Raw genomic sequence first — 19,525 nt, forward strand, 5'->3', positions numbered from 1 at the left:
TCACCTCGCCCGCTTACAGGCGCTCTTCCAGCCAGGAGTGAACGGATTGCAGCGCCGCCGGCACCGCCTCAGGCTGGGTACCACCCGCCTGTGCCATGTCGGGACGACCACCGCCCTTGCCACCCACCTGCTGGGCCACCAGATTGACCAGCTCACCAGCTTTGACCTTGCCGGTCAGGTCATTGGTCACGCCCGCGATCAAGTTGACCTTGCCATCACTGCTGGTTGCCAGCAGCACGACACCGGATTTCATCTGATTCTTCAGCTCGTCCAGCATGCCGCGCAGGGATTTGGGGTCGACCCCTTCCATGGCGGCAACCAGCACCTTCTGGCCATTGATGTCGATGACCTGGCTCAGCAGGTCGTTACCCGCCTGCGCCGCCAGCTTGGCCTTGAGCTGTTCCAGCTCGCGCTCCATCATCTTGGCCTTGTCCAGTACCTGGCGCACCTTGTCGGCGATGGAGAACTGATCGCCCTTCACCAGCGCGGCGGCCTCTTCGATCTGTTCACCCAGCTGGTGCATCAGATCGATGGCGCTCTTGCCGGTGACCGCTTCGATACGACGCACGCCAGCCGCGATGCCGCTCTCGGCAATGATCTTGAAGAAGCCGATGTCACCGGTGCGCTTGGCGTGAGTACCGCCGCACAGCTCGGTGGAGTAGTCACCCATGCGTACCACGCGCACATCGTCTTCATATTTCTCGCCAAACAGCGCCATGGCACCGGCTGACTTGGCCTCTTCCAGCCCCATCAGCTGGGTCGCCACCTCGTGGTTGGCACGGATCTGGGCGTTGACGAGCTCCTCGATCCGGCGAATGGTCGCCATGGTCAGCCCTTCGAAGTGGGAGAAGTCGAAGCGCATGCGCTCGGCGCCCACCAGGGATCCTTTCTGGGTCACGTGCTCACCCAGCGCCTGGCGCAAGGCCGCGTGCAACAGGTGAGTCACGGAGTGGTTAAGGGCGATGGCCTGACGACGGTCGCCATCGACCACGGCCTCGACCTCGGCTCCCTTCTCCAGGGTACCCAGTTCCAGATAGCCCTTGTGGATGATCGCCTTGCCCGCTTTCTGGGTGTCGGTGACGGCGAAGATGCCGTCATCCACCTTGAGGATGCCGCTGTCACCCACCTGACCGCCGGACTCCGCATAGAAGGGGGTCTCCGCCAGCACGATCACTGCCTCTTCACCGGCGATGAGGCCATTGACCTCGACACCATCCTTGTAGATACCGACCACCTGGGTGTTCTGGCTCAGTTGCTTGTAACCGGTAAAGGGGGTCTCGAAATCGAGCTTCAGCACGTCGTTGTAGTTCACACCGAAACTGGAAGCCTCTTTCGCACGGGCGCGCTGCTTCTCCATCTCAGCCTTGAAGCCCTCTTCGTCGATGCCGATCTCGCGCTCGCGCACCACGTCGGCGGTCAGGTCGGCCGGGAAGCCGTATGTGTCATAGAGCTTGAACACCACTTCACCCGGGATCACCTTGGCATCACCGAGGTTGGCCAGGGCGTCTTCCAGCAGCAGCAGACCTCTGTCCAGCGTGCGGACGAACTGCTCCTCCTCGATGCGCAACACTCGCTCGACCAGCGGCAGCTGGGCGATCAGTTCCGCCGCCACATCCTTCATCTGTACGGCCAGCTCGGCAGCCAGCTTATAGAAGAAGACGTCGGTAGCACCCAGCTTGCGGCCGTGACGCACGGCGCGGCGGATGATGCGGCGCAGCACGTAGCCGCGACCTTCATTGGAGGGCATGACACCGTCAGCCACCAGGAAGGCGCAGGAACGGATGTGGTCCGCAATGACGCGCAGGGACTGGTTGCTCAGATCCGTGGTGCCGACAATCTCGGCCGCCTTCTTGATCAACGCCTGGAAGATGTCGATCTCATAGTTGGAGTGCACCCCCTGCATGATGGCGGAGATACGCTCCAGACCCATGCCGGTATCCACGGACGGACGGGGCAGCGGCTCCATGGTGCCGTCAGCCTGACGGTTGAACTGCATGAAGACCACGTTCCAGATCTCGATGAAGCGGTCGCCATCCTCTTCCGGTGAACCGGGAGGGCCACCCCAGATGTGATCGCCGTGGTCGTAGAAGATCTCGGTGCAGGGACCGCATGGGCCGGTATCGCCCATGGCCCAGAAGTTGTCGGATGCATAAGGAGCACCCTTGTTGTCACCGATGCGCACGATGCGATCGGCCGGCACGCCGACCTCTTTTTCCCAGATGTCGAAGGCTTCGTCATCAGTCGCGTAGACGGTCACCAGCAGGCGCTCTTTGGGCAGCTTGAGGGTACCGGTCAGGAATTCCCATGCAAACCGGATGGCGTCCTGTTTGAAGTAGTCACCGAAGCTGAAGTTGCCCAGCATCTCGAAGAAGGTATGGTGACGGGCGGTATAGCCGACGTTTTCCAGGTCATTGTGCTTGCCGCCAGCCCGCACGCAACGCTGGGCCGTGGTGGCACGGTGATAGGCACGCTTGTCGGCGCCAAGGAACACGTCCTTGAACTGGTTCATCCCTGCGTTGGTGAACAGCAGGGTCGGATCGTTGTGCGGTACCAGCGAGCTGGAAGAGACAACCTGGTGTCCCTGGGTGCGGAAATACTCGAGAAACGCAGCGCGAATCTCTGACGTGGACATGTACATGGAAAATCCTGCTTGATTCGAATACGGACTTTTAACCGCATTAATGTAAGTTTTCTGCAGGGTAAAGTAAAACGTGGGGACCCTTGGCGGGTGAAATAGCCCCCAAGGGGCCAGCGTTTGGCAGCAACACCCGCAAGCACGTCGCAACAGGGGGGCTTCGGGATGCCTCGCTCGACCACAGGGCCACCATTGACAGACCCGGCGAAGGGCTGATATTCCCCACCAGCCGCACCGCACACCAAGGGAAATCCTGCCCATAGGTCCAGCCTCGGCGCGCCACTATTGCTCACCTTGCATGGCTGAGAGGGCGTAACGGGCTTGCTCCTGGGTAAAACCACGCCCCATCAGATATTTGAGCCACTTCATGCGCAGTTTGAAGTCGGCAAAGTCGGTCGCCTTTGCCCGACGCGATAACAACGCAAGCGCCAGTTCGAACCAGTCGAGCTCGGGTTGATCGAGGGCCGCCTCGATCTGGGTGTCATCCAGCCCCTTGCGACGCAGGTCGAAGCGGATCCTGAGCGGACCATGGCCTTTGGCCGCACCGGCCCGCACAGCCATGGCACCGTAACGATCGTCATTGACCCAGTCATAGCCACGGCAATGGTCGAGTACAACGGCGACCACCTCCTCCTCGAATCCCTTCTGACGCAGGCGTCTGGCCAGCTCGGATTCCGCACTTTCGCGGCGGGCAAGACTGCGCATGGCAAAGGTGCGGGCGGCGGCGACCTGCTCTTCAAAGGTCAATTCGACGGGCTCGCCCGGCTCGTTCACTGATTCATCCACCATAAACAACAAGGCCGGGTATCAACCCGGCCTTTCCTCATTCCTTATTCGAACTCTTGTTCGTTTTCGGCTTCAAACTCGGCGTATTCGGCAGCCGTGGCCTTCTCCTCCACCGGCGCGGCGCCGGAGAGCAGCAGCTCGCGCAGCTTCACTTCCACCTCGGCAGCCAGTGCCTTGTTTTCGGAGAAGAGCTTCATCACGTTGGCTTTACCCTGGCCGATCTTCTCGCCGTTGTAGCTGTACCAGGCACCCGCCTTGTCGATCAGCTTGTGCTTGACGCCCAGGTCCACCAGCTCGCCCTCCTTGGAGATGCCGGCACCATAGAAGATCTGGAATTCAGCTTGCTTGAAGGGTGGCGCCACCTTGTTCTTCACTACCTTGACGCGGGTCTCGTTACCGACCACTTCGTCACCCTCCTTGATGGCGCCGGTACGACGGATGTCCAGGCGCACGGAAGCGTAGAACTTCAAAGCGTTACCACCGGTGGTGGTCTCCGGGCTGCCGAACATGACACCGATCTTCATCCGGATCTGGTTGATGAAGATGCACAGGCAGTTGGCGTTCTTGATGTTGGCGGTCAATTTACGCAGCGCCTGGGACATCAGACGAGCCTGCAGGCCGACGTGGGAGTCACCCATCTCCCCTTCGATTTCCGCTTTCGGGGTCAAGGCCGCCACGGAGTCGACGATGATGACGTCGACGGCATTGGAGCGCACCAGCATGTCGCAAATCTCCAGTGCCTGTTCACCGGTATCCGGCTGGGAGATGAGCAGGTCGTCGACGTTGACGCCCAGCTTGGCGGCATAGATAGGATCCAGTGCGTGCTCCGCATCGACGAAGGCACAGGTCTTGCCCTTCTTCTGGGCTTCGGCGATCACCTGCAGGGTCAGCGTAGTTTTACCGGACGATTCCGGACCGTAGATCTCGACGATACGACCGCACGGCAGACCACCGATCCCCAGCGCCACGTCCAGAGAGAGAGAGCCGGTGGAGATGGCTTCGATATCCATGGTCTTGCTGTCGCCCAGACGCATGATGGAGCCTTTGCCAAACTGCTTTTCGATCTGGCCCAGCGCAGCCGCCAGTGCCTTCTGTTTGTTCTGATCCATGCCAATCTCCGCTGGGAATCGTGAGTAAGAAGTGAAGTTGGGCTAAGTATACTGTTTATGCATACAGTATCAAGCCCAATTTATTTGAGCAGTGCCAGGAGTCCGGACAAGGCCTGTCTGACCGCCTGCTGGCGCACCTGATGGCGATCCCCATCGAAACGGGCGAGCAGGGAGTGGTGACGACCGGTACGATCTGCCCAGGCAAACCAGACAGTGCCGACCGGTTTCTCCTCGCTGCCACCACCAGGCCCGGCGATACCGCTGATGGCCACGCAGATACCCGCATCGGAGCGAGCCAGGCAGCCCCGGGTCATCTCCAGCACCACGGGTTCGCTGACGGCGCCGTGGCGCAACAGGCTGTCGATGCTGACGCCGAGCATCTGCTGTTTGGCTTCGTTGGTGTAGGTCACAAAACCGCGATCGAACCAGGCCGAGCTGCCGGCAGTATCCGTGATGGCAGTGGCAACCCCGCCACCGGTGCAGGATTCCGCCGTGGCGGCAAGCCAGCCTCTGGCCAGCAGTGCCTCGCCCAGTTCCCGAGATAAGCGGGAGATCTCTGCTTCAAGTCCCATCATCGCGTCCTCTTCCGGCCTCTTCCAGGCGAAATATGGCGCTCATTATGCAGTTGCCCCGCTCCTCGGGCAACCGACCCCGGGGCCACTGCGTCAGCAAGTTGTCGTCGCTTAAGCTCCAGTACATGGCTGCTCGTTATCATGTTCCAACACCGCCATGCATGCGGTTTCCATCCCATCAGACCAAGGAGAAAGCCGGATGAAGCATCCGTTCAACGTCGCCATGACAGCCCTCGCAATGTGTATCGCCACCCATGCCTTTGCCACCGAGGGTACCGCCGAGCTGCGGAGCGAGACCACCCTGGCCCAGGAACTGAACCTCTCCAGCGCCCAGGTGGAGCAGATCAAGGGGCTGCGCGAGCAGGCCACCAGGGAGCTGGGCTCAATCAAGCTTGATGCCATCGGCCAGGACGTCATCGTCAACATGATCAAGTCCGGCAAATGGGATGAAGTGGCGGCGAGAAAGCAGTTGCAGACCATCAGCGACGTACAGGCCGAGGCCCGCTACCATCGCGCCCACTACCTCTTCGAGGTGAGCCGGGTGCTGACACCCGAGCAGAAAGCCAAACTGCACGAGATGCTGAGCGGCGACGAAGCCATGTACTGAGGGCGACACTCTCCCCGTCTCTCCCATCCCCGCATCCGTGCGGGGATGCTATTTCTCCTCCCCCATGCCTCTTTTCGGCCAGGCTCCCCCCAGGCCACTCTGGTCAGCATCATCCGGATGCACAGATCCGCGACGGGATGCCGGCTTTGCCCCCAAGACGGAGATTCCTCCTCACCATCTTGCCTCGAGCATGTAGAATGGCCCCCAGATTCAGACCCATGACGGCAGACGTTTGCCCGCAAGAGCACCTTCTGGAATAGCACATGACAGCACAATACCAAGCGCCAGGCGCCAACTTGAGCGCCCACACCCCCATGATGCAGCAGTATCTGACCCTCAAGGCCGAGAACCCGGAGATCCTGCTGTTTTATCGCATGGGCGACTTCTACGAGCTCTTCTACGACGACGCCCGCAAGGCCTCCCAGCTGCTCGACATCTCCCTGACCAAGCGCGGCCAGTCGGCCGGCAGCCCCATCCCGATGGCCGGGGTGCCCTATCACGCCATCGAGGGGTATCTCGCCAAGCTGGTACAGCTCGGCGAATCGGCCGCCATCTGCGAGCAGGTGGGGGATCCCGCCACCAGCAAGGGACCGGTAGAGCGCAAGGTCATTCGCATCATCACCCCGGGCACCGTCTCCGACGAGGCGCTGCTCAGCGAGCGGCAGGACAACCTGATCGCCGCCGTCTACCACGATGGCCGCCGCTTCGGCTATGGCACCATGGATATCGGATCCGGCCGCTTCTTCATCAACCAGTTCGAGAAGGAAGAGACCCTGCTGGCTGAGCTGCAGCGCACCAATCCGGCCGAGCTGCTCTATCCCGAATCGTTCGCCTTCCTGCACCATATCGAGGGTCGCCGCGGCCTGCGTCGCCGCCCGGAGTGGGAGTTCGAGCTCGGCACCGCCCGCAAGCTCTTGTGCCAGCAGTTCGGCACCCAGGATCTGGTGGGCTTTGGGGTCGAGCAGAGCGAGACCGCCCTGTGCGCTGCCGGTTGCCTGATGCAGTACGTGAAAGACACCCAGCGCACCGCCCTGCCCCACATTCGCAGCGTGCGCCTGGAGCAGCCCGATCATGCGGTCATCATGGATGCCGCCACCCGCCGCAATCTGGAGCTGACCCAGAATCTGGCCGGCGGTCACGACAATACCCTCTCCGCCGTGCTCGATTGCACCGCCACGCCGATGGGCAGCCGGCTGCTCAAGCGCTGGATCCACCAGCCGATCCGCGATCGGGTGATCCTCAAAGGTCGCCAGAGCACCATCAAGGAGCTCATCGAGCAGAACCTCTATGACGAGCTGGGGAGCCTGCTGCGCCAGGTCGGCGATGTGGAGCGGGTGCTGGCGCGCCTCGCCCTGCGCAGTGCCCGCCCGCGCGATCTGACCCGGCTGCGGCAGGCTTTTGCTCAGCTGCCCGAGTTGCAGCGTCTGCTGGCGGAGAGCGAGCACGAGGCGGTGCAGCAGCTGCGCGAGCGGGCAAGTACCTTCCCCGAGCTGTTCGACCTGCTGGAGCGTGCCGTGATGGAGGTGCCGCCGGTGCTCATCCGCGATGGCGGCGTCATCCGTGAAGGGTTCAACACTGATCTGGACGAGCTGCGGGATCTGGCCAATGGCGCCACCGCCAGCCTGGCCCGCATCGAGGAGCGGGAGAAGGCGCTCACCGGCATCAACACCCTCAAGGTGGGCTACAACAAGGTGCACGGCTTCTACATCGAGGTGAGCCGCGCCAACAGCCACCTGGTGCCGGCCCACTACATCCGCCGCCAGACGCTGAAAAACAACGAGCGCTACATCATCGATGAGCTGAAGAAGTACGAGGACAAAGTGCTCACCGCCCAGGCCCAGGCCCTGGCGCTGGAAAAGCGTCTCTACGAAGAGCTGCTCGACGCCCTGCTGCCGCACCTCGGCGATCTGCAGGAGTCTGCTGCCGCACTGGCGGAGCTGGACGTGCTGGCCAACCTGGCCGAGCGGGCAGAGACCCTCGACTACCGCTGCCCGACGCTTATCGATGAGGATCAGATCCTGATCGAAGCGGGCCGCCATCCGGTGGTGGAGCAGGTGATGACCGACCCCTTTATCGCCAACCCCATCCGGCTGGAGCGGGAGCGGCGGATGCTGATCATCACCGGCCCCAACATGGGCGGTAAATCCACTTACATGCGCCAGACAGCGCTGATCGTGCTGCTGGCCCATATCGGCGCATTCGTGCCCGCCGACAGCGCCCGCATCGGCCCCATCGACCGCATCTTCACCCGCATCGGGGCGTCGGATGATCTCGCCTCCGGCCGCTCCACCTTTATGGTGGAGATGACCGAAACCGCCAATATCCTCAACAACGCCACCGCCCGCAGTCTGGTGCTGATGGACGAGATTGGCCGCGGCACCAGCACCTACGACGGCCTCTCCCTGGCCTGGGCCTGCGCCGAGCAGCTGGCAAGCAAGATTGGCGCCTACACCCTGTTCGCCACCCACTACTTCGAGCTGACCCGCCTGCCCGAGCTGATGAGCGGGCTGGCCAACGTCCACCTGGATGCGGTGGAGCACGGCGACACCATCGCCTTCATGCACGCTGTGCAGGAAGGTGCGGCCAGCCGCTCCTACGGCCTGCAGGTAGCGGCGCTGGCCGGGGTGCCGAAATCGGTGATCCACCAGGCCCGCCACAAGCTGCACGAGCTGGAGAGTGCCACTCCGGTGGCCGCCGGCGAAAGCCGTCCGGCTCCGGTCACTCTCGCCCCGCAACCCCATCCTGTGGTGGAGGAGCTGGCAGCAGTACGCCCGGACGAGCTGACCCCGCGACAGGCCCTTGACCTGCTCTATCGACTCAAGCAGATGCTGTAGCTAACGACCGCCGAACAGGCATGAAAAAGGGGAACCGCGAGGTTCCCCTTTCGTTTGACCGAACCTGTCATCAGCCCGGACCGATGCGATCCATCAGGCTCAGATTGACCGACCCCGGATGGCGCTTGAGCTTCTGCCTGTATTCGAACTGGTGCTGGCTCTCCTGTTTGAGCCCCTGCATCAGGGAGTAGCACATGGCCAGCATGATGACCGAGAAGGGCAGCGCGGCGATGATGCTGGCGGCCTGCAGGGCGGCAAGCCCGCCGGAGACCAGCAGAATGGCCGCGACCAGCCCCTGCCCCAGTCCCCAGATGGCACGGTGCAGCACGGGGGGATCCTGGTCGCCGATGGAGAGCAGCGTCGTAATCACGAGCGTGCCCGAGTCGCTGGAGGTGATGAAGTAGGTGCAGATAAGCAGGGTCAGCACCCCCTTGGCAATCCAGCCGAAGGTCTCCCAGTGCAGCAGTTCCACCGTCTTGTAGAGCGCCATGGTGACATCCTGATTGACCGCTTCCACCACGCCGCCGCCACCGAACAGCTCCAGGTTCATGGCAGTCCCGCCGAACACGGTGAGCCAGAACATGCCGAGCAGGGAGGGCACCAGCAGAACACCGAGCACGAATTCACGAATCGTGCGGCCCTTGGAGATGCGAGCGATGAACATGCCGACAAAGGGTGCCCACGCGATCCACCAGCCCCAGTAAAATGCGGTCCAGCTAGACTGCCAGGCCGAGGTACCGTTGGCTTCGGTATTGGTCCAGAAGCTCAGCTTGACGATGTTCTGCAGGTAATCACCGATGTTCTGCACATAGGCGTTGAGTATGTAGGTGGTCGGCCCCAGCACCAGGAAGAGGCCCAGCACGAACACGCTCAACCAGATATTGAGTTCGGAGAGGATCTTCACCCCGCGCCCGACGCCGGAGATGGCCGACAGGGTGGCAATCAGGCTGATGCCACCGATGAGCCAGAGCTGGTTCGCTTGTGACACGCCCATGCCGAACATCTGATTGAGGCCGGTGTTCATCTGGGAAACTCCCAGCCCAAGGGAGGTCGCCACCCCGAACACGGTACCGAACACCGCCAGCACGTCGGCGGCATGGCCCCAGAAGCCGTAGATGCGATCGCCAAGAATGGGGTAGAGCACGGAGCGGATGGCCAGCGGCAACTTGCGCCGGTAGCTGAAGAAGGCCAGCGACAGGCCGACGATCACATAGATGGCCCAGGGGTGCAGACCCCAGTGGAAGAAGGTGAGGCGCATGGCGATCTGGGCCGCTTCCGGCGTCATACCTTCGGTGATGAAGGGGTTGCCCTGCAGGTGATACATGGGCTCGGCGATACTCCAGAACACCAGGCCTATGCCCATGCCTGCGCTGAACAGCATGGAGAACCAGGCAAAGTAGCCAAACTCCGGTACCTGGTCGTCGTCGCCCAGCCGGATGCTGCCAAAGCGGCTGAACATCAGGTAGACGGCGAAGAACAGGAACAGGGCGACCACCAGGATGTAATACCACTTGAAGCCAGCAATGATGGTGTCCTTGGCCCCGGTAAACCAGGTGCCTGCGGTATCCGGATCAAAGACGCCGAACAGCAGGAAGAGGGTCACGACGGTGAGGGCCGTCATGGCCATGGTGGGATTGAGGCCTTTCAAAAGCCCTTTGGTTGCTCGCATCGGGCCTCCTTAGTCGTTGTTGAAAAAGTCTTCACCCACGTGATCGCCGGCACCGCCGATGGCGCGATAGGCCAGACGACCAGCCACCTGCTCACGGTGATCCACCAGGGTCACCGACGGCTGGCCGTTCACTGCGTGGCGTTTGCCGAGGAAGATAGCCATGGGCACCCCCAGATTGGAGACACCACTGGTTATCCAGAGGCGGTTGAAGTCATAGGAGCCACCGATGAACTCCAGCTGTGCCAGCCCATTGTCCAGGCCCGCCAGATAAAAGTTCATGGCACTCTCGTCGGGGAAGAGGTGAACCAGCACATAGGCATAGCGCAGCTCATTGACCAACTCCTTTAGACTGAAATAACCTGTGTTGCTGCAAGAGAGCGGCAGCTCGCCATCGTAGTGGTGTACCTTGAGGTTGTTGGGGTCCTCGTCATAGGCAGGTTGATAACGCACAAATGCCGCGGTATCCGGCAGTTCATAGCGAACTCTGACCACGCGCAGATCGGCAACCAGGGACTTGATATCCAGGTCGTCATGCATGATTTCACTCCTCAAATATCGGGTTGGAATGGGGCAATTGTCCGATAACCTAACACAATATTCATTAGAGCTGAAATCATTACATCAAAAACCATATTGACCTTGTTATGGATTAGGCGGAGAATTTCGCGCCTCTCCACAGCCCTGCGATGACCCAGACCCCATGGAAAAACATGATGAAGTGCTGATCGCCCTGCGCCAGATCATCCGTGCCATCGACATGCACTCCAAGCGTTTGATCAAGGAGGCCGGCCTGACCTCGCCCCAGCTCCTGCTGCTCAAGGGGATCGACGAGCTTGGCCAGATCTCCATGCGCCAGCTGGCGGATCACACCAACATGAGCCAGGCCACCGCGACCACCATCATGGACCGGCTGGAGAGCCGCCAGCTGGTACAGCGCATTCGCAGCGAAACCGACAAACGCAAGGTGCATGCGACGCTCACTGACGCGGGACGCGCCCTGCTTGCCCAGGCTCCGACCCCCTTGCAGGAGAGTTTCATTCAACGTTTTCAGGCGCTGGAGAACTGGGAGCAAGGGTTGTTGCTCTCATCCCTGCAACGCATCTCCGCCATGATGAATGCCGACGGCATCGATGCCGCCCCCGTGCTGAGTGTCAGCCCCCTGACCGAAGAGCGGGCCTGAAATCCTGAAGTCCGTTTACATGTTTTCAGTTAACTTCTGGCACTCAGAACCCGATGTACCGCATCGGGGATTCTGCATTGCGAGGCCTAATGCGATCATTCTAGGTTATAACTACCCACCACCTTATGCACCATCTTCCTCGTCTACACCAGGTCCTACGGGCTTTGCTACAGCAACTCTCCTTTCAGTATCCCGTTCACCCGCTCTGCCAGCGCATTCTGATAACAGTCATACCCATCAGTCATCGAGTACTGTACTCCGTACCGTTCATACAGCGTCTGATTCAAGCCTGAGCAATACTGCACCCTGCCGTCCGAGTGATGGATAAACTCCCCGCTGCCACGCCGTTGCTTCAGTGCTCTGCGCCATCACAACCAACTCAGCATGCATCCCTTCGTGCACGTGATGCCCCGCTATCTTACGCGAGAAGGCATCCGTCACCAGGCTCAGGTAGAGTGGCCCGCTCTTTGCCGGCAGGTAAGTGATGTCGGCAACCAAGACCTGCCCTGGCGCCACCGCAGTGATTTTCACCGGGCCGGGTTTGAGCAAGTTGGGATGGCGATAGAAACGCTGAAAACTGTGGAGCGTCTTGTGATAGGCCCGTTTGGGCTGCACCAACAGACGGTGCTCGGCCAATATCCTAAACAGTCTGTCCCACCAGACCGTCAGCCCAGCATCGTCTTGGCCCTGCAGCAGATAATGCTACTTGTGGATGCCCACCCGTAGTGAACTTTGCGCACAAAGCTCACTACCTGCTGCCCTGTGCATGACGCAGGTCGGCGACCCGATTGCGATTGTAGTCAGCCTAACGGTTTATTCCGAGGAACCAGCAAGCACTGAAGATGGTCAGCTTTTCGACATACCGCTGCGAGAGAGCTTACCAGGTCGTTTTTTACGATTGAGGCGCCTTCAAAGAACTGAGCCTCCAGGCTCATCAGCGCCAGCTACTCGAGCTCCTTGATACGCTGTTCAGACATTTGGTTGCCGGGATCAGGCATGATGTGATCCTGCCAGCTCTAATCGATGCTCCCTGGCTCCAACCCTGCAGACCATGCTTATGCAACCATACCAGAATGGTCGAATTGCCCTGAATGCCATATTGGAATTGTGTCTACTGGTAGGTGAGTTCACCTTTTTCAATCTGCTCGACCAGGGACAATTTAAACCTCAGTGAGTAATCGCGCTGTGTGCGTTTCACACCTTGTCCCATCGAGATCTCCATCTATTCGGGGAAGAAGGTATAAGCCATATTCAGGACGGGGACAATGGGAAAAGAAAAAGCCCAGCATTGCTGCTGGGCTTTTTAATTGGCTCCTCCTGCTGGGCTCGAACCAGCGACCTGCGGATTAACAGTCCGTCGCTCTACCGACTGAGCTAAGGAGGAATTATTCGTGGTGCCCAGAGACGGAATCGAACCGCCGACACGGGGATTTTCAATCCCCTGCTCTACCGACTGAGCTATCTGGGCAAATGGTGCCGGCTACCGGAATCGAACTGGTGACCTACTGATTACAAGTCAGTTGCTCTACCTACTGAGCTAAGCCGGCACACTTCAAACCATTGTGCATGAACACGTTTTTATTTCATGGCACCAAAATATGGTGCCCAGAGACGGAATCGAACCGCCGACACGGGGATTTTCAATCCCCTGCTCTACCGACTGAGCTATCTGGGCGTGGGCGCTATTAAACGGATTTTAGGGCAGGTGGTCAACGGGAAATTTCACTTTTCGTCTCGTTCGTCTCTTTTTTGCGCAGCATCATCCATTTTCATCACTTCTGCTGACGGGACCGCTCCCCGGCGCCCCCAGAGGCGGGACTCCTCCCCCTTGAGCAGGCGGGTAATGTTCTCGTGATGACGGATCAGGATGAGACAGGAGAGCAGGGAGACCGGCAACGTGTATTCCGGTTTGAGCAGATAGGTAAAGAGCGGGGTCAGCAACACGGTCACGATGGACGCCAGTGACGAATAGCCGCTCACCAGCAGCACCAGCAACCAGGTGGTGATGACGGCGCCCCCCATGGCAAAGCCGATGGGCAGCATGGTACCGAGGGCGGTGGCGACGCCCTTGCCGCCACGGAAGTGGAAGAAGAGGGGGTACATGTGGCCCAGACAGGCGGCCACCCCGATAAAGCCGAGGTAGACGGGCTTGATCTGCAGATACCAGGCGAGGTAGACGGGGGCCATCCCCTTGAGCACGTCGAGAAGCAGTACGATCAGCGCCGCCATCCGGCCGCCGAGGCGCAACACATTGGTCGCCCCCGGGTTGTGGGAACCATGGTCACGGGGATCCGGCAGACCCGTGATGCGGGAAACCAGCACGGCACTGGACAGCGAGCCGCCCAGATAGGCCAGAATAATCATCAAAATCGTCAGGGCCGTCATCTTGGTCGTTTTTACCACGATATGAATGGGGTATGATGCGGGCCACATTCCCAGGCCCGGGCTTGCCCGAAAGCGTGTCGCCCAAACCGGCCGCCAGCGGCAATCTGCTTGCCGGGCCTGCATCCCTGCGCTGTTTTCACAGCCCATCAAGAGTAAAGAAGAAGTACTGTCATGGACAAGGTGTTTATTCGCGGACTCGAGGTTTTGACCACCATAGGGGTATATGAGTGGGAGAAGGGCATTCGCCAGAAGCTCTGTTTCGACCTCGAGATGGGGTTTGACAACCGCCCAGCCGCCGCAACCGACGATATCAATCTGGCGCTGGATTACGCCACCCTCTCTCGCAAGATCTGTGATCACGCCCAGGGCAAGATAGTGGAGCTGGTCGAGACCATGGCCGAGCAGGTCGCCGCCCTGGTGCTGGAAGACGAGCGGGTACAGTGGGTCAAGGTGACCCTGACCAAACCGGGTGCCGTGCCCAATGCGGCAGGCGTCGGGGTCGAGATCCTGCGCCATCGCACGCCGGCTGCGAGCGCCAACTGATGACCCGCATCTATATCAGTCTGGGATCCAACATCGAACGGGAACGCCATATCCGCGCCGGCCTCGATGCCCTGCACGCCGAATTCGGCGAGTTGCAGGTCTCCCGGGTATTCGAGAGCGAGGCAGTGGGCTTCAACGGCCGCCCCTTCTACAACCTGGTGGTGGGTGCCGATACCGAGCTGCCCCTGGCGACCCTGTGCCAGCGGCTACGCGCCATGGAGTTCGCTCACGGCCGCGAGCCGGATGCCAAGAAGTTCGCCCCCCGCACCCTGGATCTCGATCTGCTGCTCTACGGCGAGCTGGTCTGCGAGACGCCGCTGGTGCTGCCGCGCGGCGAGATCCTCACCAACGCCTTCGTGCTCTGGCCGCTGGCGGAGCTGGCTCCCACATTCCGCCACCCCATTGATGGTCGCACCATCGGTGAGCTGTGGGCAGGTTACGACAAAGCCTCCCAGCGCCTTGACCCCATTCCCTTCCACTGGAAAGCGGGCGAATTGCAGCATCACTGAACAACAAGGGCACCCTCGGGTGCCCTTGTTGATGACTCCGCTGATGATGGATAAGAAACGGTGATTGGGCCTGCGCCGGTGCAAGTGGCAGGATGACCGCCATCACAGGAGAACCCCATGCCACTCGATGCCATTCACGACTTCAACCATCAGTTGCTCACCGACCTGCCCCACCAGCGCTTCGAGCACGAACCCATCCTCGATTACGCCACCGACGAGCGGGTCAAGGCTCGCCTCGGCTGGCAGGCCGAGTTCAGCAAGACCCTTTTCCTCAAATTCAAGGATGGTCGCTTCGCCCTGCTGCTGACCCACAGGGACGGCCGGCTCGACAGCAAGGCGGTCAAGGCGGCGCTCGGTGCCAAACCCTCCATCTGCACCGCCGACGAGATGCAGACCGAGATTGGCTGCCTGCCGGGAGCCGTCTGCCCCTTCCTGCCCCGCGCCGACATCCCCCTGCTGGTGGATCCCGTGCTCATGAATCACCACGCCTTTACCTGGACGCCGGGCCACCCCGAGCAGACTTTCCTGCTGGAGACCACCCACCTGGCCGGACTGCTGGCCCGATTGCCCTGCGACGTGAGCTACCTGCCAGCTCCCTGAGCCTGGGACTCAGCGCTTTTCTCGCGCCAGCTGGGCGAAGATCAGCGCAGCCAGCATGGACATCAGGCCGATGCACAGATAGGTGAGGTGGAACCCCTCCAGCCAGCGGCCACTCTCCTCGGGCTGGCCGATGGAGAAGAGCCCCAGCAGGCTGGCGGCGATGGCCACCCCCAGGCTCATGGAGAGCTGCATTACCACCGACAGCAGACCGTTGCCGCTACTGGCGTGCTCGCTGCTGAGATCCTGCAGGGTCAGGGTGTTCATGGCGGAAAATTGCAGGGAGTTGATGGCGCCAAAGACCGCCAGCCACACCAGCAGTACACCGTGGGGCACCTGGTTGTCGATGAAATAGAAGCTCGCGATCATGGCCCCGAGCGCCAGGGTGTTGCCGATCAGGATGCGGCGATAACCGATGCGCGGAATGAGCTTGTTCACCAGCGTCTTGGTCAGCATGGCGCCGATCACCGTGGGGATCATGGTCATCCCCGCCTTGCTCGGGGAGAAGCCGAGCCCCAGTTGCAGGAAGAGCGGGGTGAGAAACGGCATGGCGCCGCTGCCGAGGCGGGCAAACAGATTGCCCCAGATACCGATAGCGAAGGTGGACGTCTTGAACAGCGCCAGACTGAACAGGGGCTGCTCCGCCGTGGCGGCATAGAGCCAGTAGCTCGCCATGGCGGCCAGACCGAACAATACCGCAAACAGGGCCCAGCCGGTTGAGATGCTGTGCTCCCCCAGGCCTTGCAGACCGACGGATACCAGCACCATGCCGACACTGAACAGCACAAACCCCTGCCAGTCAAACCTGGCGGTGTGCTGGCGAAGGTCGGGCATGAAGTGCCAGCTCGCCACGAAGCCGAGCAGGCCCACCGGCAGGTTGATGAGGAAGACCCAGTGCCAGCTCGCCACCTCCACCAGCCAGCCCCCCAGGGCCGGGCCGATGAGGGGGCCGAGCAGACCGGGGATGGTGACGAACGACATCACCCTCAGCAGCTCATGTTTGCTGTAGACCCGCAGCACCGCCAGACGCCCGATGGGCATCAGCAAGGCCCCCCCGACCCCTTGCAACACCCGGGCGATCACCAGCATGGGCAGGGTGTTGGCGATGGCACAGGCCAGGGAACCCAGGGTAAACAGCAGGATGGCGACCAGATAGACCCGGCGGGTGCCGAATCTGTCCGCCAGCCAGCCGGAGGCGGGAATGAGCAGGGCCACCGTCAGCATGTAGGCGATGATGACGGACTGCATCTGCAGCGGACTCTCGCCCAGGGCCTCGGCCATGCTGGGCAGGGCAGTGTTGAGGATGGTGCCATCCAGGGTCTGCATGAAAAAACCGACCGCTGTCAGCCAGGGCAGCCATTTGCGCTGGGCGGGCGTCACCATCGGGGAGCTGTCAGGCATGGTTCTGTCTCTCCTCATCACATAAGAAAAGACCCGCACGAGCGCGGGTCATATCAGCATATCAGGCATCCGGCTGGCCGAGCATGGCCTTGAGGTGCTCTTCCAGGCTGGGTTCGGGAGCCTTGAGGGTCGAGAGGAACAACTGCTCTATGCCTACCCTGTCCTGGCTCTTCACGATGAACACCAGCCGGGACTGGGCCTTGCCTTCGGGCCACTCCCCCAGCGCCTGCAACGGATAGAGCTGGCCGTGCACGCCGTGGATCACCACTGGCTGGCTCTCCCCCTCCAGTCGCAATATCCCCTTGAGACGCAGCAGGGCATCACCGTATTGCGCCTGTACCGCATCGATGGCGGCCAGCAGGCGGGAGGGCTTGAGCGGCTCGCCGATGCGCAGGGAGAAACTTTCGATATTGCCGTGCTCGAAGCGGGTGGGCGCGGCCGTCCCCACCTTGGCGGCAAACGGCGTCATCTTCGGCTGCATGGGCGAAGCCAGCCCCTGTTTCGGGGATTCGGTACGCAGCCAGGCCAGCAACTGGCGCACGTCGCGCCCCGCCGCCTCGTTGTAGGCGCCGAGCTTCTCCAGCACCGCAGGTGAGAGCACCCCATTGCTGACCCGCTGGATGGGGGCTGCCGGATTGAGGGCCGCCAGTTGGGCTTCCACCCGAGCAAGGGTCTCTTCATCCACCAGATCGCCCTTGCTCACCACCAGCAGATCCGCCAGCGCCACCTGTTTGACCGCCTCATATTGAGCGGCCAGCTGCTGCTCGATATGACCGGCATCCACCACGGTGACGGTCCCGTCGAAGCGGTAGCGCTGGGCGATAAAGCCCTCTTCCCTCAACGTGAACAGCACGGGGGCCGGATCGGCCAGACCAGTGGTTTCGATGATCAGCCGTTTGAAGGGTTTGATTTTGCGCTGGATGGCCTTCATGAAAAGCCCCTGCAGCGCCTCCACCAGGGAGCCCTGCACCGAGCAGCAGATGCAGCCGGAATCGAGCAGCACCACCTGCTCGTCCACCTGCTGTACCAGATGGTGATCCAGCCCCACGGAGCCGAACTCGTTGATGAGCACGGCGCACTCCCCGAGCTCGGGCTGCTTGACCCAGTGGTTGAGCAAGGTGGTCTTGCCGCTGCCGAGAAAACCGGTCAGCAGGGTCACGGGGATGCGGGTGTCTTGCATGTCTGTCATAGGGATGCCCCCCCTCTGATCGGCAGGAGGATGAGTAAGCGAGTGTCTTGCATATCGGTCATGTCAGATCCTTACCGGTTGGCGAACAGGTCGCCGAGCCAGCGGTTTTCGAAACGGCCATGGGGGTCAAGCTCCCGCTTCAGGGCCAGGAAGTCGTGCCAGCGCGGCAACAGGGCCGGGAAGTCGTAGAGGTCCATCGCCAGGTGCTTGCCGAAATGGGGAATACCGCCGAGGGGCACCAGCAGTTGCTGCAACTCGCGCATCTGCTCCATGGAGCCCCCGACGAAGGTCCCGTCTGCCGCCAGATAGACCAGAAAACCTATCCAGCACACCGACTTGTCATGGGCGGCACTGAGCCAGGCCACGGAGGGACCGGTGCAGCGCAGGATGAAGGGGTAGTGCAGCACGCCGGGGTTCGCCTCCTGCCATGCCTGCAGGATTTCAAGGGCCTCCCCCATGCGTTCGAGGGGCACGGCCACCTCGCAGTTGATCTGGGGCGCCGGGATCCCCTTGCAGAGGATCTGGTAGACGTTGCCCACCAGATCCGAGGCGTCCTTGAAGCGGCGCACCGTCTCGAAGTGCTCGCCTGCCCTGGCCTCGTCCTTGGTGTCTCTGGCCATCTTCTGCAGGGTCGCGTCTATGGTGGCATTGAGCGCCAGGTTCATGCGCTCGTCCATGTCTCCCTCCAGCACCAGCGGCTCGCTGCCCCCGGCCCGGTAGCGGGCCACCTCGTCATCGGAGGCGGGATCCACCAGCCAGATGTGGCTCTCGCCGGTCCAGGCGAACCACCAGCTCTTCACGAAGGCGTGCTCCCGGTTGAGGCGCTCGTTGTGTTCCAGCAGGAAGGGGTAGTCGGTGGTGAACTTGGTGCAGCGCATGATGCGGTTGGGCACAGTGTTGAGGGTCACATCCAGCAGGATGCCGAGCATCCCCATGCCCATCACGAAGGCGCCGAAGCGCGGATCGGTGCGATCCACACGGATGATGTCGCCGCTCGCCAGCATCACGGTCAGGGCAGCCACCGCATCGCACAGGGCGGACTGGTGCAATCCCTGCCCATGGGTGCCGGTGCTGAGCGCACCGCCCAGGGTCTGGATGCCGATGACGCCGGGGGATGCCGGCAGCATGCGATCCATGGCGATGAGATCCCCATAGACGGTATCGAGCGGCGTGCCCGCCTGGTAGGTGACGGTATCGACACTCTTGTCGAGCTGACCGCGCAGGTGGTGCAGGTCCACCAGCAGCGCCTGGCTGCCCTCGGCGTAGACGCTGTGGATGGGTTCGAAAGAGAGGCCGGAGCCGATGAGGCGCAGCTTGCGCTCCGGGTATTCCCGCAGCAGTTGCTGCAGCTCGTCGCGGTTTTGCGGGCGCCACACCTGATCCAGGGCGCCGAGCGGGTTGGTCCTGGACCAGTTGAACAGCACCTCCCGATTGCCAATCGCCTTGATGCTGTGAAATGCCTGGAACCTGACCGTCATACCGCGCCTCATCTGACTTCAAAATGAGCGG

General features: G+C 61.4%; 17 protein-coding genes, 4 tRNA genes and 1 pseudogene. 6 read left to right on the forward strand and 16 right to left on the reverse strand.

Going from position 1 to position 19,525, the window contains the following annotated elements:
- Positions 1–13 precede the first annotated feature (13 nt).
- From alaS to pncC, 4 genes are all read right to left on the reverse strand, one after another.
- A complete protein-coding gene (alaS, locus tag AB5Y47_RS10305; RefSeq protein ID WP_368220207.1) occupies positions 14–2,638 on the reverse strand; it encodes an alanine--tRNA ligase in 2,625 nt (874 codons plus the stop codon).
- A 279-nt stretch (positions 2,639–2,917) separates the two neighbouring features.
- Positions 2,918–3,424, reverse strand: coding sequence for a regulatory protein RecX (locus AB5Y47_RS10310; protein WP_113069576.1), 507 nt, complete (start codon positions 3,422–3,424; stop codon positions 2,918–2,920).
- A gap of 41 nt (positions 3,425–3,465) precedes the next feature.
- Entirely contained in the window at positions 3,466–4,530 is a 1,065-nt protein-coding gene (recA, locus tag AB5Y47_RS10315; protein WP_043154135.1) for a recombinase RecA, read from the reverse strand.
- 80 nt (positions 4,531–4,610) lie between these two features.
- A complete protein-coding gene (pncC, locus tag AB5Y47_RS10320; RefSeq protein ID WP_029313644.1) occupies positions 4,611–5,102 on the reverse strand; it encodes a nicotinamide-nucleotide amidase in 492 nt (163 codons plus the stop codon).
- Between the two features lie 199 nt (positions 5,103–5,301).
- Between pncC and AB5Y47_RS10325 the strand changes: the two genes are divergently transcribed.
- Positions 5,302–5,709: a Spy/CpxP family protein refolding chaperone gene (locus AB5Y47_RS10325; RefSeq protein ID WP_368211902.1), complete on the forward strand. Its 408-nt coding sequence runs from the start codon at positions 5,302–5,304 to the stop codon at positions 5,707–5,709.
- A gap of 263 nt (positions 5,710–5,972) precedes the next feature.
- A complete protein-coding gene (gene mutS, locus AB5Y47_RS10330; protein ID WP_049636523.1) occupies positions 5,973–8,543 on the forward strand; it encodes a DNA mismatch repair protein MutS in 2,571 nt (856 codons plus the stop codon).
- Positions 8,544–8,613: 70 nt separating this feature from the next.
- On the opposite strand, the gene AB5Y47_RS10335 is transcribed toward mutS, so the two are convergent.
- Positions 8,614–10,212, reverse strand: coding sequence for a BCCT family transporter (locus AB5Y47_RS10335; protein ID WP_049636524.1), 1,599 nt, complete (start codon positions 10,210–10,212; stop codon positions 8,614–8,616).
- A 9-nt stretch (positions 10,213–10,221) separates the two neighbouring features.
- The gene (locus tag AB5Y47_RS10340) at positions 10,222–10,749 is read right to left on the reverse strand and encodes a hypothetical protein (protein ID WP_210600923.1); all 528 of its coding nucleotides are present in this window, start codon (positions 10,747–10,749) and stop codon (positions 10,222–10,224) included.
- A 163-nt stretch (positions 10,750–10,912) separates the two neighbouring features.
- On the opposite strand from AB5Y47_RS10340, the gene AB5Y47_RS10345 reads away from it, so the two are divergent.
- A complete protein-coding gene (locus AB5Y47_RS10345; protein WP_010672813.1) occupies positions 10,913–11,392 on the forward strand; it encodes a MarR family winged helix-turn-helix transcriptional regulator in 480 nt (159 codons plus the stop codon).
- 267 nt (positions 11,393–11,659) lie between these two features.
- Here the strand turns inward: AB5Y47_RS10345 and AB5Y47_RS10350 are convergent, their stop codons facing one another.
- The 7 genes and pseudogenes from AB5Y47_RS10350 to plsY all read right to left on the reverse strand — a co-directional run bounded on the left by AB5Y47_RS10350 (position 11,660) and on the right by plsY (position 13,777).
- Entirely contained in the window at positions 11,660–12,028 is a 369-nt protein-coding gene (locus AB5Y47_RS10350) for a hypothetical protein (RefSeq protein ID WP_223937767.1), read from the reverse strand.
- A 394-nt stretch (positions 12,029–12,422) separates the two neighbouring features.
- Positions 12,423–12,602: pseudogene (locus AB5Y47_RS10355) on the reverse strand (IS3 family transposase); the annotation flags it as partial.
- 98 nt (positions 12,603–12,700) lie between these two features.
- A tRNA-Asn gene (locus AB5Y47_RS10360) sits at positions 12,701–12,776 on the reverse strand.
- Positions 12,777–12,784: 8 nt separating this feature from the next.
- Positions 12,785–12,860 (reverse strand) — tRNA-Phe (locus tag AB5Y47_RS10365).
- 3 nt (positions 12,861–12,863) lie between these two features.
- A tRNA-Thr gene (locus tag AB5Y47_RS10370) sits at positions 12,864–12,939 on the reverse strand.
- 52 nt (positions 12,940–12,991) lie between these two features.
- Positions 12,992–13,067: transfer RNA gene (locus tag AB5Y47_RS10375), tRNA-Phe, on the reverse strand.
- Positions 13,068–13,114: 47 nt separating this feature from the next.
- A complete protein-coding gene (gene plsY, locus AB5Y47_RS10380; protein WP_041211770.1) occupies positions 13,115–13,777 on the reverse strand; it encodes a glycerol-3-phosphate 1-O-acyltransferase PlsY in 663 nt (220 codons plus the stop codon).
- Positions 13,778–13,948: 171 nt separating this feature from the next.
- Between plsY and folB the strand changes: the two genes are divergently transcribed.
- The 3 genes from folB (at position 13,949) to AB5Y47_RS10395 (ending at position 15,429) form a co-directional block, all read left to right on the forward strand.
- Positions 13,949–14,320, forward strand: a complete 372-nt coding sequence (gene folB, locus AB5Y47_RS10385) for a dihydroneopterin aldolase (RefSeq protein ID WP_010675798.1) — start codon at positions 13,949–13,951, stop codon at positions 14,318–14,320.
- Positions 14,320–14,829 carry a 2-amino-4-hydroxy-6-hydroxymethyldihydropteridine diphosphokinase gene (gene folK / locus AB5Y47_RS10390; protein WP_041211771.1) on the forward strand — a complete coding sequence of 170 codons (510 nt, stop codon included), beginning with the start codon at positions 14,320–14,322 and terminating at the stop codon, positions 14,827–14,829. The genes folB and folK overlap by 1 nt, the downstream gene beginning before the upstream one ends.
- Positions 14,830–14,946: 117 nt before the next feature.
- Complete coding sequence (locus tag AB5Y47_RS10395; protein ID WP_368220208.1) at positions 14,947–15,429, forward strand: YbaK/EbsC family protein; 483 nt, start codon at positions 14,947–14,949, stop codon at positions 15,427–15,429.
- 9 nt (positions 15,430–15,438) lie between these two features.
- Here AB5Y47_RS10395 and mdtD read toward each other — a convergent pair whose 3' ends face one another.
- The 3 genes from mdtD to AB5Y47_RS10410 form a co-directional block, all read right to left on the reverse strand.
- On the reverse strand, positions 15,439–16,866 hold the full coding sequence (gene mdtD / locus AB5Y47_RS10400; RefSeq protein ID WP_223919390.1) for a multidrug transporter subunit MdtD: 1,428 nt from the start codon (positions 16,864–16,866) through the stop codon (positions 15,439–15,441).
- Between the two features lie 22 nt (positions 16,867–16,888).
- Positions 16,889–18,016, reverse strand: a complete 1,128-nt coding sequence (locus AB5Y47_RS10405; RefSeq protein WP_045522139.1) for a GTP-binding protein — start codon at positions 18,014–18,016, stop codon at positions 16,889–16,891.
- A gap of 71 nt (positions 18,017–18,087) precedes the next feature.
- Positions 18,088–19,494, reverse strand: a complete 1,407-nt coding sequence (locus AB5Y47_RS10410; RefSeq protein ID WP_045522140.1) for a D-arabinono-1,4-lactone oxidase — start codon at positions 19,492–19,494, stop codon at positions 18,088–18,090.
- Between the last annotated feature and the right edge of the window lie 31 nt (positions 19,495–19,525).

It is taken from the genome of Aeromonas sp. R7-2 (genome assembly GCF_040908105.1).
GTDB classification, from domain to species: Bacteria; Pseudomonadota; Gammaproteobacteria; order Enterobacterales; family Aeromonadaceae; genus Aeromonas; species Aeromonas caviae.

What these genes read in the sequence shown, in the direction of transcription:
- alaS (WP_368220207.1), bottom strand. Translation starts at nt 2,638, where the DNA reads ATGTACATGTCCACGTCAGAGATTCGCGCTGCGTTTCTCGAGTATTTC.
- AB5Y47_RS10310 (WP_113069576.1), bottom strand. Translation starts at nt 3,424, where the DNA reads ATGGTGGATGAATCAGTGAACGAGCCGGGCGAGCCCGTCGAATTGACC.
- recA (WP_043154135.1), bottom strand. Translation starts at nt 4,530, where the DNA reads ATGGATCAGAACAAACAGAAGGCACTGGCGGCTGCGCTGGGCCAGATC.
- pncC (WP_029313644.1), bottom strand. Translation starts at nt 5,102, where the DNA reads ATGGGACTTGAAGCAGAGATCTCCCGCTTATCTCGGGAACTGGGCGAG.
- AB5Y47_RS10325 (WP_368211902.1), top strand. Translation starts at nt 5,302, where the DNA reads ATGAAGCATCCGTTCAACGTCGCCATGACAGCCCTCGCAATGTGTATC.
- mutS (WP_049636523.1), top strand. Translation starts at nt 5,973, where the DNA reads ATGACAGCACAATACCAAGCGCCAGGCGCCAACTTGAGCGCCCACACC.
- AB5Y47_RS10335 (WP_049636524.1), bottom strand. Translation starts at nt 10,212, where the DNA reads ATGCGAGCAACCAAAGGGCTTTTGAAAGGCCTCAATCCCACCATGGCC.
- AB5Y47_RS10340 (WP_210600923.1), bottom strand. Translation starts at nt 10,749, where the DNA reads ATGCATGACGACCTGGATATCAAGTCCCTGGTTGCCGATCTGCGCGTG.
- AB5Y47_RS10345 (WP_010672813.1), top strand. Translation starts at nt 10,913, where the DNA reads ATGGAAAAACATGATGAAGTGCTGATCGCCCTGCGCCAGATCATCCGT.
- plsY (WP_041211770.1), bottom strand. Translation starts at nt 13,777, where the DNA reads ATGACGGCCCTGACGATTTTGATGATTATTCTGGCCTATCTGGGCGGC.
- folB (WP_010675798.1), top strand. Translation starts at nt 13,949, where the DNA reads ATGGACAAGGTGTTTATTCGCGGACTCGAGGTTTTGACCACCATAGGG.
- folK (WP_041211771.1), top strand. Translation starts at nt 14,320, where the DNA reads ATGACCCGCATCTATATCAGTCTGGGATCCAACATCGAACGGGAACGC.
- AB5Y47_RS10395 (WP_368220208.1), top strand. Translation starts at nt 14,947, where the DNA reads ATGCCACTCGATGCCATTCACGACTTCAACCATCAGTTGCTCACCGAC.
- AB5Y47_RS10405 (WP_045522139.1), bottom strand. Translation starts at nt 18,016, where the DNA reads ATGACAGACATGCAAGACACCCGCATCCCCGTGACCCTGCTGACCGGT.
- AB5Y47_RS10410 (WP_045522140.1), bottom strand. Translation starts at nt 19,494, where the DNA reads ATGACGGTCAGGTTCCAGGCATTTCACAGCATCAAGGCGATTGGCAAT.